Consider the following 16,308-nt stretch of genomic DNA (forward strand, 5'->3'; position numbering starts at 1 on the left):
AGTTTAATCGTTTGATGATTGGTGTTGAATAGTAATTTGTTGAGTTGAAAAAATAAAATCACAACTTCGAATGAATCAAAAATTCAAGGACTCAGCAAATGCCGCTCATTCTAACTCAATAATCAGCAGCAGCGAAATATAACAATCAATAAGCTCGAGGCAAGCCCACGAGGTATGATTTGAAAGATGTTATTTGTATTTTGAGGCAAGCCTCGGGGAATAAAACCCTCTGGAGAGATTCAATATTAAAATGTCATGTAGAGCCGTTCAATATATTTAAAGAGGCTTGCAACTCCACAACAAACGATTCATCACCAAACAAATAAACAACAAACAACTTAACACCAAACAGCTTAACAACGAAATGACCGTCCTACTCCATCCAGCCTATTTCCCGAACGTGGCGCATTTTGTGGCGATGCTTCAGGCAGATGAGATCCTTTTTGAAGCTTGTGATAATTATCAAAAACAAACCTATCGAAACCGAACTACCATCTTTGACGCCAATGGCAGTTTGGATTTGAATGTTCCAGTAGTCTATTCCCAAAAAAACCGACAGCAATACAAAGATGTAAAAATTTTCAATGTTGAACCTTGGCAACAGCAACATCTTAAATCCTTGGAATCGGCATACCGCACTTCCCCATTCTTTGAATACTATATCGATGACCTGTTACCTGTTTTTACTGAAGAATTCACAAATATAATGACACTCAATATGTCGTGTTTGGAATTGATTTTCGAATGTTTACAACTGCCGTTCAACTATAAACTGACCAATAATTTTGAAATCGAGCCTGAACATGTTATGGATGCACGGCGCCTGATCAATTGCAGAAAGGAAATCAAGCAGAATTTCAATGCTTACGCCCAAGTATTTGATAAAAATCATAATTTCTTATCCAATTTAAGCATTTTGGATCTATTGTTCAATGAAGGTCCAGCAACTGAATTGTACTTGAAAAAACAAATCCTTCAGACAAAATGATTCAATCCCTGATACACTACGGCATTCATTTTGTTGCGCCAATGCTTGTCGCACTGCTGTTCTACAAACCAAAATGGATTCGTGCCTATCTCATCATGTGTTGTGGCATATTGATAGACCTTGACCATCTTTTGGCAACACCCATGTTCGATCCCAATCGCTGTAGCATTGGTTTTCATCCCTTACATTCTTATTATGCCATTGGCTTTTACCTGTTATTGTTGTTACCGAAGAAAACACGACTCGTGGGCCTAGGGCTCGTGATTCACATCATGGCAGACTTGGCAGATTGTGCATTGATGGGGTCTTGAAGATGAAGGAATGAAGAAAATAGACGGAAGACGGGAGAGAGAAGACGGAAGACCGGAGACGGGAGAGAGAAGACGGAAGACCGGATACGGGAGACGGAAAACTGTTGACTGTGGACTGAAAACTCTAGACTATAATTTTACCTTCGTCATAATGGGATAGTGGTCGCTATATTTTACGTCGAAAGTTTTATAGGCGTTGATCTCAAATACAGGATCCACTAAGATGAAATCGATACGCACAGGAAAGAACCGAAAATCGAAGGTACGCCCGAAGCCATTGCCGGCTTCCACAAAAGCATCTTGCATATCGCCTTTTACTTCCTTATAAACATAAGAATAGGCTGTATTATTAAAGTCCCCACAAATGATCATGGGATGCGGAGATTTTTGTTTGTGAATTATAAATTGCTCGGCTTGTAATTGTTGGAGTTTAAAGGTTTTGCTAACGCGCCTTAAGAGGTTCTCAGAATCTTCATTGGCTAGTTTTTCTACCGTAGGGTCAATACCCATGGATTGAAGATGCACATTGTAAATTCTAATCGTGTCTTTAGCTTTGACCACATCCACAAAAATGGCATTATTCGAGGTATTGGGAAATTTGATGGAACCTGAGTTCACAATCGGAAATTTTGTCAAAATCGCTTGACCATTTTTTACTTTGTGACCAGTAACTTGCTCATATTTAAAATAGCCTTCAAATTTCATCTCGGTATCTGGACGGTATTCTTGAAGACACAGCACATCTGGATTTCTTTCAGCAATAAAACGAGAAAGCTTACTTTTCAAATCGGGATCATCAATCCATTCAAAAACATTGAACAGGCGCACATTGTAGTTCATGATTGAGATGTTTTCAGCATGGGCCACATTTTTAGAAGCTGAAAACTTATAGAGCGAAAACACATAAGTATATCCAATGGCAAGCACCACAATTGATAGAAACATTTGTTTTTGCACCTTGAGCAACCAATACACAACAAACAATAAATTAAAGATGATCAAAAACGGAACTGCCAGACCAAGCACAGACACCACAGGAAAACGCTTGGGTTCTACGTACGGTAGAATGTAAGACAATAAAAGCAAAAATGCCATCAATGAATTGAGGATAAACATCAATTTCTCAAACGACTTCAGTTTACGCATATGGTTAGGTTACTTTCCTGCTTTGAATAAAAATTCCTTCTCCTCTTTTGTCAAACTCTCATAGCCACTTTTTGAAATTTTATCAAGAATGATGTCAATCTTCTTTTGATGACTAAACTCATTAAATTCATTCTTATTATGGCCCGCAAAAGGTTTCTTTTTAGTGCGGTGCACTGTTTTTAGATTTGATTTTGGTTTAAACCAATTGCTTACTTGATCTACCAATTTCCCAAAGCCGATGCCAATATCAGAACCTTTCAGCAAATTGGAAGCATACAAGTAGCCTAAAAGCGAGCCTCCCAGATGTGCCACTTTACCACCTTGATTCACGCCGAATAGTCCGATGATATCAAAAACAACGATGGCAACGCCAATATGCCACAATTTAATTCGAATCGTAAAAAAACGCGCTTCTTGATTCGGCATATAGGTACACAAGAAAATCAGCAAAGCATTGACCCCCGCCGAAGCGCCCACCAAAGCACCAACCGTAGCCATCATAGATTCTGGCAGCACATTATAAATCAAAAGATATGAGAACCCACCTGCCAAAATACCCATGAAATATATGTTCAAGGATTGTTTTGACGGAAACATATTAACCATGCTACGCGACACAAAATAAAGCACCAACATGTTGAACAACAGGTGTAGAAAATCGTAGTGTGTAAAACCGTAAGTCAATAGCGACCAAGGTTTAACAATAAAGTCGGTAAAATCTCTAGGCAGTTCCAGCCAAGACAAACCATAGCCACGGGGCAGCTTCAAAATCAATTGAATCAACCAACCCAATAGATACAGCAGCACATTCGCGATCATGATTTTCTCAAAAACATTCAGGTTTTTGAGTTTCTCTTTGAAATCGTAGTTTAATGAAGTCATTTGTCCCAGCGGTTTTGGTTAAACTGTGTACGTTTCCAGTACCACATGATGATAAAACCAGTAAGGGCTCCACCAATATGCGCCATATAGGCCGTATTGCTTGGGCTGAAGAAAGACTGACCCGAAATGGCAGAAATCACATCCAAAGCAATGATCCCAGGAATAAAGTATTTCGCCTTTATGGGAATGGGCAAGAAAATAAGCATCAATTTCGCATTGGGATTCATCATCCCAAAGGCTGCCAATATGCCCATGATACAACCCGAGGCACCAACCATGGAGGCTGCGACAATATTGTTCATCTCAAAAAGGGAAATGAAGGCATTTTGATTTATAAGATCGGCATTAAAATTAAAATTATTAAGGATGGGATAAAGTCCCTTTTCAAAGAGGGTAGGTTTAATATATTGACCGTCAATCGCATTAATATTCACAATTTCATGAATCATTTGCGAGGTCATTCCCAATCCTTGAATGCCGTCAAAAGCAAAATAGTATTTTACGTAATAAAAACCCAACTGAAACAAGACCGCTCCCAAACCTGCCGAAAAATAAACAAACAAAAACTTCTTACTGCCTAACACCTGCTCTACTGCGGTACCAAACATCCAAAGCGCGAACATATTGAATAGGATATGCATGAAATTACCATGCATGAACATGTGCGTAATGATTTGCCATGGCTGAAACATGTCGTTCTTCGGAAAATGCAATGCAAACCAATCGTAGAACAAATTGTTTCCAACTGCCATAGTTCCAATGAACAGGATTGCATTGATGATTATCAAATGTTTAACGGAGTCTGTTATTCCTCGCATCATAAGCTTTAATTATATAAATTTTTTATCAAAATCATCAACGCTCATCGTAATAAACGTGACTCTGTTGGTTGGTGATACCGAGGGTTCCTTACAAGCGAACAAGCTATTTACCAAATGCTCCTGCTCCATCCTGGTTAAAGATTGCCCCGTTTTAATGGCCAAACTCTTGGCCATGGATTTGGCCATCAAATCCATCGCACTAAAATTAGTGTCTGGCACTTCTTGCTGCACATCGCTCAATAACTGTTCTAAAATTATGGCGACCTCGCTTTCAGCCACATTAATGGGAACACCTGTGATCTCGACATTCCCTTTTACAAATTCTGAAAACAGAAAACCCGTATGTTCCAGATCCTCCTTTAATTCCTGAAGCACTTCCATTTCTGAAGTTGAAAATTGCAACTGCAACGGAAACAACAGTTGTTGGCTCACGGCTTCCCTAACGGTCAAACTTCTTAACAAGCCTTCGTACAGCACCCGTTGATGGGCGCGATTTTGATCTAAAATCATCATCCCAGATTTAATCGTGCTAATGATGTATTTATTGTGAAGTTGATACGTGGTTTGTCTGCTTTCCGCGGAAGCGTCATTAAACAAGCCCTGCGATTCTGGCTGACTCTCAAATTCCACCTGGCTAAAATTAGACCCGGTTTTGGTGCCCTTCGATTCCATCCCAACATACAAACTTTCCCATTGGGCAGATTCTTTTTTAAAGGGTTTTGCCAAGGAGCGCTTGTTGAAATTTTGCTCTTCCTGAAACGGATTGTAATTACGATCTACCTCTACGCTAGGCGTAGAAGCCCGCTTATTTTGATAATCATAAGGCGTATCAAGATTTCTGTCACGCTCAAAATCCAAGACTGGCGCGATATTGAATTGTCCCAAACTGTGCTTTACCGAAGCTCTTACAATGGCATAAAGCGTATGCTCATCATCAAACTTGATTTCGGTTTTTGTAGGATGGATGTTGATGTCTATGGTTTTTGGATCTACGCTAAGATTCAAAAAATAACTGGGATGACTGCCGTCTTTTAGGAGACCGTCGAAAGCCGAATTGATGGCGTGATTCAAATACGGACTTTTAATAAACCGATTATTGACAAAGAAAAACTGTTCATTCTTGCTGCGTTTGGCAAATTCTGGCTTTCCAACGAAGCCTGAAATTTTAAGGACTTCGGTCTCCTCTTCCACAGGCACCAATTTCTCGTTGGTTTTTACACCAAAGATATTGACGACCCGTTGCCTATAATTGCTTTTAGGAAGGTTGAAGGTCTCACTGCCATTGTGAAACATGGAAAACGCGATGTCTGGATGCGCCAAGGCCACCCGGTGAAATTCATCAATGATGTGCCGAAGTTCAACGGTATTTGATTTCAAGAAATTACGCCGTGCCGGAATATTGAAAAACAAGTGCTTTACAGCAATGGCGGTACCTTTAGGAGTTACGGTTACTTCTTGTGCCTTGATTTCGCTGCCTTCAATTTCAATTTGAGTGCCCAGCTCTTCCTGAGAACGCTTGGTTTTCAATTCAACATGGGCTATCGCAGCAATACTGGCCAAAGCCTCACCACGGAAACCTTTGGTATTGAGACTAAATAAATCATCGGCAGATTTTATTTTGGAAGTCGCATGACGCTCAAAACTGAGTCGCGCATCGGTAGCGCTCATCCCATGGCCATCGTCAATCACTTGCACCAAAGTCTTGCCTGCGTCCTTGACCACCAGTTTTATGTGCGTCGCAGCGGCATCAATGGCATTTTCCATTAATTCCTTCACTACGGAAGCAGGACGTTGTACAACTTCACCAGCAGCAATTTGATTGGCAACATGGTCGGGTAGCAATTGAATGATGTCAGACATTAGCGATTCGGAAAGAAAATGGAAAGATCGAAATCTATGATAAACAGAAAAATCAAGATGAGCGCTGCGACAATATAGACCACACGTCTATTGGCACCGTTGGTATCTGCATTGTATTTGTAATCGCCAACAGCGTTGTTCAGTTTGGTCTTTAAACCTTTATCACTCCCAGCAGTAACCCTAAAGTCGTCAAACTTGTGTTTAAGTTCATAGGGATTCCCTTCGCCTTTGTAATAACGCGGCTGATAGCTGTATTTCTTGTTTTTTCTTGTGTTTAAAATTCCCATAAGTTATGTGGTTTCGTAATGCGTTAAAAGGTACCATATCACAATGATCATACCTAAACCCAATAGAAGCAATGGTAAACCGTTTTTTGTTTTTCCGCGTTGTCTTTCGTGACCCCTAACCGATTCCCAATCCTCTTTTAATTTAGATGGAGCGTCCTCGCTGTTAGATTCAAAAGATCCCTTCGAATCTTTGTGATGGCGCGGCTTGTAATTAAAACGCTTGTTCTTACGTTGTTTGAATAAACCCACTGCAAAACCCAGTATATGTTATCCTTCAAAAATACAGAATTTACAAGGAACACGAGCGTTTCAAACGCTAAAAATTGTTAACAGTCTTGAGAAGATGAAGATGAAGATGAAGATGAAGATGAAGTTGAAGATGAAGACGAAGATGAAGATGAAGACAAAGACGAAGATGAAGATGAAGATGAAGATGAAGATGAAGATGAAGATGAAGACGAAGATGAAGATGAAGATGAAGTTGAAGATGAAGATGAAGATGAAGACGAAGTTGATCCCGATAGCTATCGGGAGAAATTGAAATCGAACTCAATTTTGTGATTTGTAGTTTAGGACTGAAGACTGGAGACCGAAGACTGGAGACCGAAGACCGAAGACCGAAGACTGGAGACTAAAGACTGAAGACTGAAGAATTTAATTATAAACCACGAAAGCTGAAACTACCCAACCTTGAACTTTGAACCTTGAACCTTCGAAATTGAACTAAAAAGTGCGTCGTAGGTGTGCCATTTTAATCGCAGCGATAGCCGCTTCCGTACCTTTGTTACCGAGCTTTCCTCCAGAGCGATCTAGGGATTGCTGCATGGTATTATCGGTCAAGACACAAAAAATAACAGGAGTATCACTTATCACATTCAAATCCTTGATGCCTTGGGTTACCCCTTCGCACACAAAATCGAAATGCTTGGTTTCCCCTTGTATCACACTACCTATGGCAATAACCGCATCCACTCGATGCTCAATCATTTTCTTGGCACCGTAAATCAACTCAAAGCTACCTGGAACATTCCATTTAATAATGTTGTCTTCATTGGCACCACAATCAATTAAGGCATCGTAAGCGCCTTGAAACAGGCCGTTGGTTATGGTGTCGTTCCACTCAGAAACAACAATCCCAAACCGAAAATGTTCTGCGTTTGGGAGTGTGCTTTTATCGTAATTGGATAAATTATGATTGGCTGTAGCCATAGTTGATTGTTTTTCTGGGTTTTTTCGGAAATCTTAATCAATAACCTCGGGGCAAGCCAACAAGGTACGAATTGAATGATGTTCTTTCCATTTCGAGGCAGGCCTCGGGGAATAAAACCTTCTAGAGAGATTTAATTAGCACTTGCTTCCGCACGACCAATAAACACCTCAATATTCTTAGCTTGATCTGAATCTGAAAATTCTTGTTGGATTCTTTCGAAATACTGCAAAGCCTTATCTTTTTGTCCTAAAGATTGCGCCACATTACCTGCTTTGAACAAATACATAGGGGTTGTATAATCGTTGGTAGATGCTGAAATCGCTTTTTCATAATAATCGAGCGCATCCTCCAATTGGTTAAGCTGTACAAAAGAATCACCAATACCGCCTTTGGCCACAGGACCCAAAACCGCGTCATCTGTTGTGAAGTCGCTTAAATATTTTACCGCATTGGTATAATCCTTAGTATTCAAATAGGCCATGCCTGCATAATAATTTGCAAGATTTCCTGCAGGTGTACCACTGTATTCACTTGCAATATCCACCATCCCAAATTTACCTTCACCACCTTTTAGTGCTAAGGTATATAGCGAATCTGCCGACTCGCCTGTGACGGCCTGATTAAAGTATTTTTGGGCTGTAAACATCTCATTCATTGCCTCTTCGGCTTTAGGGCCGGCAATAAATTTATTGTAAGCCAAATACCCTAAAAGGATAACTGCAGCTACGCCAATGATGATAAAGATCCCTTTTTGGTTCTTACCAACCCAAAGCTCTGCTTTATTTGCGCCTTCGTCCAAAGTGTTGAAAACTTCGGCAGTTGTTGAGTTATCCTCAATTACCTCAGTTTTTTCCTTTTCCGTTTTGGGCTTATATCCTCTTTTCTTGTATGTTGCCATGTTTGCTTATTTGTGGCGCAAAAATATAATTTTTATTGAGAATTAAAAGGTAATTTATTTGTTATTTTTGATATCACATTCCAACGCAATTTCTAAAGTCGCAAATTCCAACTTTTTCTATGATTTTAAAAGCCCTCAGTCTCGTCAATTACAAGAATTTTGAAAGTCAGGATTTTGAATTTGACGATAAGATCAATTGCTTTGTAGGCGCCAATGGCGTAGGAAAAACCAATGCCTTGGATGCCATTTACCACTTGTCTTTTGGTAAAAGTTATTTCAACCCAATCGCTTCACAAAACATCAATCACGATGCTGAATTTTTTGTGGTGGATGGCATATTTGAAAAGCACGAAAAGACCGAAAAAATCATTGTATCCTTAAAACGCGGTCAAAAAAAGATGATTAAGCGCAACGCAAAGGCTTATGAAAAGTTTAGTGATCACATCGGGTTTGTACCTTTGGTCATCATTTCGCCTGCCGATCGCGACTTGATCATTGAAGGCAGCGAAACCCGCCGTAAATTTATAGACAGCGTCATTTCACAAAGCGATAAAGCCTACCTTAACAATCTCATAAGTTATAATAAGGTGGTTGCCCAGCGCAATGCCTTGCTCAAATATTTTGCGCTTAACAACACCTTTAACGCGCAAACACTCGAAATTTATAATGAACAACTCGATAGTTATGGCGCGGAAATTTTCAATACAAGGCGCGAGTTTTTAGAAACCTTCATTCCCATTTTCAAAGCACGTTACAAGGCAATAAGTAACGATAATGAAGCGGTCAATCTTGTCTATAAATCTGATTTGCACGAACAGCGATTAAAAGATTTATTGGTTCAAAACCTCAATAAGGACAAAGCTTTACATTACACCAGCGTTGGCACGCACAAGGACGATTTGGTGTTTGAGATTGAGACCTATCCCATCAAAAAATTTGGGAGTCAAGGGCAGCAAAAATCATTTCTGATTGCCTTGAAGTTGGCGCAATTCGATTTTATCAAGGCCCAAAGTGGCGTGACACCCTTGCTGCTTTTGGATGATATTTTTGATAAATTAGATGAAAATCGCGTGGCACAGATCATCGGTTTGGTGGATGATGATAATTTCGGACAACTATTCATCAGTGATACCCATCCAGAACGCACAGAGCAAGTGATCAAACAAATCCATCAGTCTTATAAAATGTTTAAGCTTTAGAAGGATTTTCGAATGTTTCCAAATGATAAAAATTATTAATCGCAGAACCTAATTGAAAAATGAGTAGCAAATATCTTCTTATCGCAATCCTTTCCGCAGTTTTAATGAGCTGTAGCAAAGACCCCTCCCCTATGATTCCTCATCTCAGCGGGTATTGGGAAATAGACGAAGTCACGATGCCAAACGGCCAAATCAAGGATTATAACTATAATGCTACCATTGATTATATAGAACTGACCGATAGTTTGAGTGGTTTTAGAAAAAAACTGAGACCTAATTTCAAGGGCACTTATGAAACTTCTCAAAGTGAAGAACAACTGCAGATCAAAATCGAAAACGACAGTCTGAATATTTATTACTCCACCCCTTTTGCCCAATGGAAAGAAACCGTGCTCAAAGCCAATGAAACCGAGCTGTTGATTATAAATGACCGCAAGGTTAGGTACCTTTATAGACAGTATGAGCCTTTGGATTTGGATTGAAAATAGGTTAAGTGAAAGTCCATTTGAAAGTTTGATTGAAATAAAAAACAGAACACATGTCAAAACACATCATCTTAAACGACGGAAACAAAATCCCCATGCTTGGATTTGGAACATATAAGTCCACCGATCAGGAAGGAACCGAAGCGGTGAGATTCGCATTATCCAATGACTACCAACTCATTGACACCGCCGCTATTTACAAAAACGAGGCAGCCGTTGGCAAGGGCATAAAAGCCAGTGGCATCAACAGGGATGAGCTTTTTGTAACCACCAAATTATGGCGAACGCACTTGGGCTACGAATCGGCCAAAGAACAATTTGCCGAATCTTTAGAACGGCTTCAGTTGGATTATATTGATTTATACTTGATCCATTGGCCCGCAAACGCCAAAAACTACGAGAATTGGCAGCAAGCCAATGCCGATGCTTGGAAGGCCATGGAGAAATTGCAGGCCGAAGGCAAAATCAAATCCATTGGTGTAAGTAATTTTTGGCAGGAACATTTGGAGGCTTTATTTCAAACCGCCAAGGTGAGGCCTTCAATCAATCAAATTGAATTTCATCCAGGCTATTGGCAAAAGGATTTGGTGGCGTATTGCAAAACACAAAATATTGCGGTGGAATCCTGGTCACCTTTGGCACGAGGCGAAGTGTTTGAAAATGATCTTTTAAAACGTATCGCAGCGACCCATCAAAAATCGGTAGCTCAAGTGTGTTTGCGTTGGATCCTTCAACACAATGTGATTGTGATACCTAAATCCACAACCAACAAAAGAATTCTAGAAAATAGGGAAGTATTTGATTTTGAATTGTCTGCAGAAGAGATGGACCGTATAGACCACATGCCAAAAATGGGTTTTAGTGGCGAATCGCCCAACATGTGGCCCGATAGCGTTGAATAATTTTAGCTTTGCAGATTAATCAAACCTGTATCTTATTTTATAAATAGACGGGCATTGCTTTCAGAATCCGTACCTTTATTTTAATAGAAAAAACTGTGATTTTCATCAAACCACGGGCTTTAAAACAATACTATCATGGCAAGACGCAACAACGATAATCAATCCATCAGTGACATCCTTAAGGAATTTGTTGATTCCAACCGCTTACAATCTGGATTGAATAAGGTAGATGTGCAAGATGCTTGGGCCAAAATGATGGGCAACGGCGTGAACAACTACACCACAGCAGTGCAATTGGATAAGGATACGCTTTATGTTTCGCTAAGTTCTAGCGTTTTGCGTGAGGAATTGAGCTACGGAAAACAGAAAATCATTGACATGCTCAACGAATCCTTGGGCAAAGAAGTGATTTCGAAATTGGTTTTGAGATAGGTTTTCATCTGAAGACTTCTGAAATGAAATCTGAAATGACCTAAGACGCAATGACTTAGGACTTATGACAGTTTGGAATACCTGTGTTTGTTTTTTTTTAGAAAAATCATTTTCTCAAAAGTCGCTAAAATATGCGCGAATACTATCCCGTGAATCCCATTCATTTACTCAGCCTCTTCCGCCAACAACTCATTTATAAAATCATCAAATTCAACTTTAAAATCGCTGTACTTCTCCCCTGTTGCTGGCCCATTGAAACCGGTATGAATTTTTCGAACCTTGCCCTTTTTATCTATAAAAATCGTGGTGGGATAGGATAACACGTGATTCAGCATGGGCAATTTCTCTTCAGCCTGCAATTTGCTTGAGCTTCCGTATTGTGCCAAAAGAATGGGATAATTGATTCCGACTTCGTTTTTTAAACGGGTGATGCTTTCAAAAGCTTCTGCTTCGGTTTTGGCATATTCAAAAGCCAAAGCCACAAATTCCATATCCTTGGTAAGATTGGCATTGTCATATTCCGCATAAAAACGACTTTCATCCAAACAGTTGGGACACCAGGTGCCCATGAGTTGCACTACCGTCACTTTGCCCTTAAAGCGCTCGTCAGACAAAGCTATGATTTTACCAGAGGCATCTGGAAAAGAAAACTCCAAACGCTCATAGCCGTCCTTTAAAAACGTAAGCGCATTGGCATCTGGCAACTCATAACTGGGATTGCGTTTAGCGGTAAAGGGCTCTTCCCAGTGGTTACCAGAATAAAACTTGCCGTTCATTGTGCTATCTGTCACTTTTGCAGTAAACAAAAAGGCATGAGCCCCGTCAAATGTGGAAAGTTTCATCACATCGCCATCCATCACACCTTCCAGATAACGGTAGTCGCCCGTGGTAGTTTCAAAAGTACCGGTGACCTTGCTGCCATCCTGCTTAAAAACACCTTTGGCAAGGTATCGATCTGCTTCAAGGTTTGGACTGAAAAGCGCTTCCCAAGTACCCGAAACATTTTCCAGCGATTCCTTAGAGGTGCTTTCAAAACGAAACTCCTTGCCAAATTCGGCAGAAAACGGGACACGACGGTCCAAACTTTCAATCACAAAGCTTCCCTTTAACCTGTTACTGCTGTGAATCGCCTCGATATAACCTTCAAAAACAGGCATTTGAATACGAACCGTGTCGCCACTGTAACCAATGTCATGCACTTCTATTTGTTCCTCTGCATTAAAAATAGTTAAGGTTTCCGCAGCAGTCACTTCAAAATTGAAAGGCAAGGCTTCGTCATTAGTGAGTTGTAATTCCGCCCTCCATAAACCTGCTTCCAAAGATTGGGAGGGTTTTGATTTGCAGGAAATTAAAAAAATAAGGACGCTAATATATACGAGTGCTTTCAGCATAAAATGGTTTTTTAGAACTTAATTGTCTGAAAAATATGAAAATCTTACAATAAAACGTAACAACGAATTAATAAAACTAGCGAGAGTTATTATCTTTGCCCCTTATTTAGAACTCACAAATGAAAATTTCTTACAACTGGTTAAAACAGTTTTTAAAAACCGATTGGCCTGCAGAACGAACCGGCGAATTACTTACCAATTTAGGTCTCGAGATCGAAGGCATTGAACCTTACCAAACCGTCAAAGGCGGCTTAGAAGGCATTGTGGTTGGCGAAGTACTTACCTGCGTGCAGCACTCCAATGCCGACCGCCTCAAAGTGACCACTGTAGACATTGGCGCCGAGAGTCCCTTGCAAATTGTATGCGGGGCAGCCAATATTGCGGTTGGACAAAAAGTGCCGGTAGCCACCATTGGCACTACGCTTTATTCTGCGGAAGGCGAGCCATGGACCATCAAAAAAGGCAATATAAGAGGCGAATCCAGCCACGGAATGATATGTGCTGAAGACGAACTCGGCCTTGGAAATTCCCACGAAGGGATCCTGGTTTTAGATGCAAAAACCAAAGTGGGCACACCTGCTGCCCAACTTTTTGAGATTGAAAACGACCAAGTCTTTGAGATTGGCCTTACCCCCAATCGCGCCGATGCCATGAGCCATTTTGGCGTGGCGAGAGATTTAAAAGCTGGTTTCGTGCAGCAAGGTCTAAACACCGAGCTCATTACCCCATCGGTAAGTGCCTTTCACGTTGAAAACCGAACGCTCAAAATTGATATAGACGTTAAAAACAGCGATTTGGCACCACGTTATTGTGGACTTACCATCTCTGGCATCAAAGTGGCCGATTCTCCCAAATGGCTTCAAAACCGACTCAAAGCCATTGGTATAACACCCAAAAATAACGTGGTGGATATTACCAATTACGTGTTACACGAATTGGGACAGCCGCTTCATGCCTTTGATGCCGCCAAGATTGTGGGCAATAAAGTCATTGTTAAAACATTGCCAGAGGGCACAAAATTTCAAACCCTCGATGGGATTGAGCGCGAATTGAGCGCTGAAGACCTCATGATTTGCGATGCTGAAAAACCAATGTGTATTGCAGGTATTTTTGGCGGAATACATTCTGCCGTCAACGAGCATACCACGAGTATTTTTCTGGAAAGCGCTTATTTCAATCCGGTAAGCATTAGAAAAACGGCTAAACGTCATGCCCTCAATACCGATGCTTCGTTTAGATTTGAAAGAGGTATCGATCCTAAAATCACAGAATATGCGCTCAAACGCGCTGCAATCATGATTCAGGATATTGCTGGAGGCGATGTAACCAGTGATCTTTTGGAATATTACCCAAAGAAAATCGAGGATTTTCAAGTGCGCGTGAGTTTTGAGAACGCCAGAAAATTAATTGGGGAGGACATTCCCAAGGAAACCATCAAAAGTATTTTAACCTCCTTGGAAATCAAGATCAATAATGTTACAGAAACAGGACTCGGACTTACCGTGCCTGCCTATAGAAACGATGTGCAACGCGAGCCAGATGTGATTGAGGAACTCTTGCGTGTTTACGGCTATAACAAAATCAAGACTACTGAAAAATTAAATGCATCCATCTCAAATACCTCTAAATTTGAGGATTACAAGTTACAGAACGTCATCGGGAACCAATTGGCCTCCCAAGGCTTTTTCGAGATTCTATCAAATTCCTTGACTACGCCAAAGTACGCTGCCTTGAGCGATCAATTAAAAGCAGAACACAATGTCGAAATGCTTAACCCTTTGAGCCATGATTTGAGTGTGATGCGTCAAAGCCTATTATTTTCGGGATTGGAAACCGTAAGTCACAACCTGAACAGAAAGCGCGAGGATTTAAAATTGTTTGAATTTGGAAAAACCTACCATAATTATAATGGAACCCACGAAGAAAATAAGCACCTTTCGTTTCTGCTTACAGGAGACAAAACAAAACAACGCTGGAATAGCACAGCATCACCCAGCGATTTTTTCTACCTAAAAGGCACTATCGAAGCGGTCTTGATGCGTTTGGGACTTTCAAATTACAAGACAGCTCCCGTAAAAAATGATGTGTTTTCTGAAGGGATAAGTCTTAGTTTGGGTAAAAATCACTTGGTGGATTTTGGAATCGTCCAAAAACGCATTCTAAAGCATTTTGGCATTGACCAAGAAGTGTTGTTTGCCGATTTCAATTGGGACAGCGTTATTGATATGGCGAAACATAACAAAGTCAATTTCCAGAACGTGACCAAATACCCAGAGGTAAGACGTGATTTTGCGCTTTTATTGGACCATGCCGTAAGCTTTGAGCAAATAGACGCCATTGCCAATAAAACTGAAAAGCGCCTGCTTAAGGATGTCGATCTTTTTGATGTATATCAAGGAGAGAACCTTCCTGAAGGGAAGAAAAGTTATGCGGTAAGTTTTGTGTTTCAAGATGAGCAAACAACATTGACCGATAAGCAAATTGACAAGATCATGAGCAAACTCCAAAGCAATTTTGAACGAGAGCTTGGCGCAGAATTAAGATAAACTATTGAAAACAATTTACATAAATACCTGGCTGACCCTGCTTTTGGTTGCGCAACTCTCTTATGGGCAAAGCTTAGAGTCTAAAAAGGATAAAGACACAACATCTATTTGGCAATTGATGAAGCATGATGCTACGTACACTGCAAAAGGTGTTGGTTATTCGTTAAGCCGTCCTATTTATTGGAAAGCCAAGGATTTTACCAAAATGGGAACTCTCATTGCAGGAACTGCATTATTGAGTTTGGCAGATGATCCTGTAAGAGATTTTGCTTCTAACGGAAGAGAGCATGTACCCGAAATACTGCGTGATTTTGGATGGTATTTTGGGAGTCCGCAAAACTATTTCATGGCGAACGCTGGTTTATATGGTTTTGGCTTGCTCACAAAAAATGAACAGGTTAGAAAAACAAGTGTGCTCATCATTACTTCGTCTATTACGAGTGGCTTGATACAATCTTTTACCAAAACTGCTATTGGTCGTGCGAGGCCTGGCACTGAACTTGGGAACCACAGTTTTTCTCCATTTTCAAAAGAAGGTAGATTTCACTCTTTCCCTTCAGGACATACCATATTATCTGTAACTATGGCACATTCCATTGCCAAGCAGTTCGATAATATTTGGATAAAAACCGGGATATATGCTATAGGTGCTATTCCTCCTATGTCTCGTCTTATTGACGACGCGCATTGGATTACAGATATCGCGTTTAGCACAGCTTTAAGTATTATTATTGTAGATGGGGTGGACAAGTTCTTGTTTAATGAAGACGCATACAATTACCCTAAAAGACCAAAAACAATCTCTTGGAACATAACTTTTGGTTCAAATACTATTGGGGTCGTAGGTCAATTTTAAGGACACTGCAAATTATCTTTTGTTTTATTTATTTCCATTGGGATTTTTAGAGCTTCCGTTTTGTTAAACAATTCCAAAATTACGCTCGCAATTC

Annotated in this window: 16 protein-coding genes; 8 read left to right on the top strand and 8 right to left on the bottom strand. The window is 40.4% G+C overall.

The window, feature by feature from the left end:
- Positions 1-364: 364 nt before the first annotated feature.
- A complete protein-coding gene (locus ESY88_RS03290) occupies positions 365-988 on the top strand; it encodes a WbqC family protein (protein ID WP_147084594.1) in 624 nt (207 codons plus the stop codon).
- Complete coding sequence (locus ESY88_RS03295; RefSeq protein ID WP_147084595.1) at positions 985-1,299, top strand: DUF6122 family protein; 315 nt, start codon at positions 985-987, stop codon at positions 1,297-1,299. The genes ESY88_RS03290 and ESY88_RS03295 overlap by 4 nt, the downstream gene beginning before the upstream one ends.
- 129 nt (positions 1,300-1,428) lie before the next feature.
- On the opposite strand, the gene ESY88_RS03300 is transcribed toward ESY88_RS03295, so the two are convergent.
- From ESY88_RS03300 to ESY88_RS03335, 7 genes are all read right to left on the bottom strand, one after another.
- Positions 1,429-2,445 (bottom strand): endonuclease/exonuclease/phosphatase family protein, encoded by a 1,017-nt coding sequence (locus ESY88_RS03300; protein WP_189702507.1) that lies wholly within the window; start codon positions 2,443-2,445, stop codon positions 1,429-1,431.
- A gap of 9 nt (positions 2,446-2,454) precedes the next feature.
- A complete protein-coding gene (locus ESY88_RS03305) occupies positions 2,455-3,327 on the bottom strand; it encodes a rhomboid family intramembrane serine protease (RefSeq protein WP_147084596.1) in 873 nt (290 codons plus the stop codon).
- Positions 3,324-4,145: a rhomboid family intramembrane serine protease gene (locus ESY88_RS03310; RefSeq protein ID WP_147084792.1), complete on the bottom strand. Its 822-nt coding sequence runs from the start codon at positions 4,143-4,145 to the stop codon at positions 3,324-3,326. The genes ESY88_RS03305 and ESY88_RS03310 overlap by 4 nt, the downstream gene beginning before the upstream one ends.
- A 12-nt stretch (positions 4,146-4,157) precedes the next feature.
- Positions 4,158-6,008, bottom strand: coding sequence for a DNA mismatch repair endonuclease MutL (gene mutL, locus ESY88_RS03315; RefSeq protein ID WP_147084597.1), 1,851 nt, complete (start codon positions 6,006-6,008; stop codon positions 4,158-4,160).
- On the bottom strand, positions 6,008-6,295 hold the full coding sequence (locus ESY88_RS03320) for a riboflavin synthase subunit beta (RefSeq protein WP_147084598.1): 288 nt from the start codon (positions 6,293-6,295) through the stop codon (positions 6,008-6,010). The genes mutL and ESY88_RS03320 overlap by 1 nt, the downstream gene beginning before the upstream one ends.
- 723 nt (positions 6,296-7,018) lie before the next feature.
- Positions 7,019-7,504, bottom strand: coding sequence for a 6,7-dimethyl-8-ribityllumazine synthase (ribH, locus tag ESY88_RS03330; protein WP_147084599.1), 486 nt, complete (start codon positions 7,502-7,504; stop codon positions 7,019-7,021).
- A gap of 131 nt (positions 7,505-7,635) precedes the next feature.
- Entirely contained in the window at positions 7,636-8,403 is a 768-nt protein-coding gene (locus ESY88_RS03335; protein WP_147084600.1) for a tetratricopeptide repeat protein, read from the bottom strand.
- A 119-nt stretch (positions 8,404-8,522) separates the two neighbouring features.
- Here ESY88_RS03335 and recF point away from each other — a divergent pair, with 119 nt between their 5' ends.
- From recF to ESY88_RS03355, 4 genes are all read left to right on the top strand, one after another.
- The gene (recF, locus tag ESY88_RS03340; protein WP_147084601.1) at positions 8,523-9,602 is read left to right on the top strand and encodes a DNA replication/repair protein RecF; all 1,080 of its coding nucleotides are present in this window, start codon (positions 8,523-8,525) and stop codon (positions 9,600-9,602) included.
- A 59-nt stretch (positions 9,603-9,661) separates the two neighbouring features.
- Entirely contained in the window at positions 9,662-10,084 is a 423-nt protein-coding gene (locus tag ESY88_RS03345) for a hypothetical protein (RefSeq protein WP_147084602.1), read from the top strand.
- 56 nt (positions 10,085-10,140) lie between these two features.
- Positions 10,141-10,989: an aldo/keto reductase gene (locus ESY88_RS03350; RefSeq protein WP_147084603.1), complete on the top strand. Its 849-nt coding sequence runs from the start codon at positions 10,141-10,143 to the stop codon at positions 10,987-10,989.
- Between the two features lie 135 nt (positions 10,990-11,124).
- Positions 11,125-11,421 carry a DUF721 domain-containing protein gene (locus ESY88_RS03355; RefSeq protein WP_147084604.1) on the top strand — a complete coding sequence of 99 codons (297 nt, stop codon included), beginning with the start codon at positions 11,125-11,127 and terminating at the stop codon, positions 11,419-11,421.
- 164 nt (positions 11,422-11,585) lie between these two features.
- On the opposite strand, the gene ESY88_RS03360 is transcribed toward ESY88_RS03355, so the two are convergent.
- A complete protein-coding gene (locus ESY88_RS03360) occupies positions 11,586-12,812 on the bottom strand; it encodes a peroxiredoxin family protein (protein ID WP_147084605.1) in 1,227 nt (408 codons plus the stop codon).
- 119 nt (positions 12,813-12,931) lie between these two features.
- Between ESY88_RS03360 and pheT the strand changes: the two genes are divergently transcribed.
- Together pheT and ESY88_RS03370 are read left to right on the top strand one after the other, a co-directional pair.
- The gene (gene pheT / locus ESY88_RS03365; RefSeq protein ID WP_147084606.1) at positions 12,932-15,358 is read left to right on the top strand and encodes a phenylalanine--tRNA ligase subunit beta; all 2,427 of its coding nucleotides are present in this window, start codon (positions 12,932-12,934) and stop codon (positions 15,356-15,358) included.
- Between the two features lie 4 nt (positions 15,359-15,362).
- Positions 15,363-16,214: a phosphatase PAP2 family protein gene (locus ESY88_RS03370; protein ID WP_147084607.1), complete on the top strand. Its 852-nt coding sequence runs from the start codon at positions 15,363-15,365 to the stop codon at positions 16,212-16,214.
- Positions 16,215-16,308: the final 94 nt, after the last annotated feature.

The sequence above is a fragment of the Subsaximicrobium wynnwilliamsii genome (assembly GCF_007997225.1).
Taxonomy (GTDB): domain Bacteria; phylum Bacteroidota; class Bacteroidia; order Flavobacteriales; family Flavobacteriaceae; genus Psychroserpens; species Psychroserpens wynnwilliamsii.

Coding starts and splice junctions, on each gene's coding strand:
- ESY88_RS03295 (WP_147084595.1), top strand. CDS start 985: ATGATTCAATCCCTGATACACTACGGCATTCATTTTGTTGCGCCAATG.
- ESY88_RS03305 (WP_147084596.1), bottom strand. CDS start 3,327: ATGACTTCATTAAACTACGATTTCAAAGAGAAACTCAAAAACCTGAAT.
- ESY88_RS03320 (WP_147084598.1), bottom strand. CDS start 6,295: ATGGGAATTTTAAACACAAGAAAAAACAAGAAATACAGCTATCAGCCG.
- mutL (WP_147084597.1), bottom strand. CDS start 6,008: ATGTCTGACATCATTCAATTGCTACCCGACCATGTTGCCAATCAAATT.
- ESY88_RS03355 (WP_147084604.1), top strand. CDS start 11,125: ATGGCAAGACGCAACAACGATAATCAATCCATCAGTGACATCCTTAAG.
- ESY88_RS03300 (WP_189702507.1), bottom strand. CDS start 2,445: ATGCGTAAACTGAAGTCGTTTGAGAAATTGATGTTTATCCTCAATTCA.
- recF (WP_147084601.1), top strand. CDS start 8,523: ATGATTTTAAAAGCCCTCAGTCTCGTCAATTACAAGAATTTTGAAAGT.
- ESY88_RS03335 (WP_147084600.1), bottom strand. CDS start 8,403: ATGGCAACATACAAGAAAAGAGGATATAAGCCCAAAACGGAAAAGGAA.
- ESY88_RS03345 (WP_147084602.1), top strand. CDS start 9,662: ATGAGTAGCAAATATCTTCTTATCGCAATCCTTTCCGCAGTTTTAATG.
- ESY88_RS03310 (WP_147084792.1), bottom strand. CDS start 4,145: ATGCGAGGAATAACAGACTCCGTTAAACATTTGATAATCATCAATGCA.
- ESY88_RS03350 (WP_147084603.1), top strand. CDS start 10,141: ATGTCAAAACACATCATCTTAAACGACGGAAACAAAATCCCCATGCTT.
- ESY88_RS03290 (WP_147084594.1), top strand. CDS start 365: ATGACCGTCCTACTCCATCCAGCCTATTTCCCGAACGTGGCGCATTTT.
- pheT (WP_147084606.1), top strand. CDS start 12,932: ATGAAAATTTCTTACAACTGGTTAAAACAGTTTTTAAAAACCGATTGG.
- ribH (WP_147084599.1), bottom strand. CDS start 7,504: ATGGCTACAGCCAATCATAATTTATCCAATTACGATAAAAGCACACTC.
- ESY88_RS03360 (WP_147084605.1), bottom strand. CDS start 12,812: ATGCTGAAAGCACTCGTATATATTAGCGTCCTTATTTTTTTAATTTCC.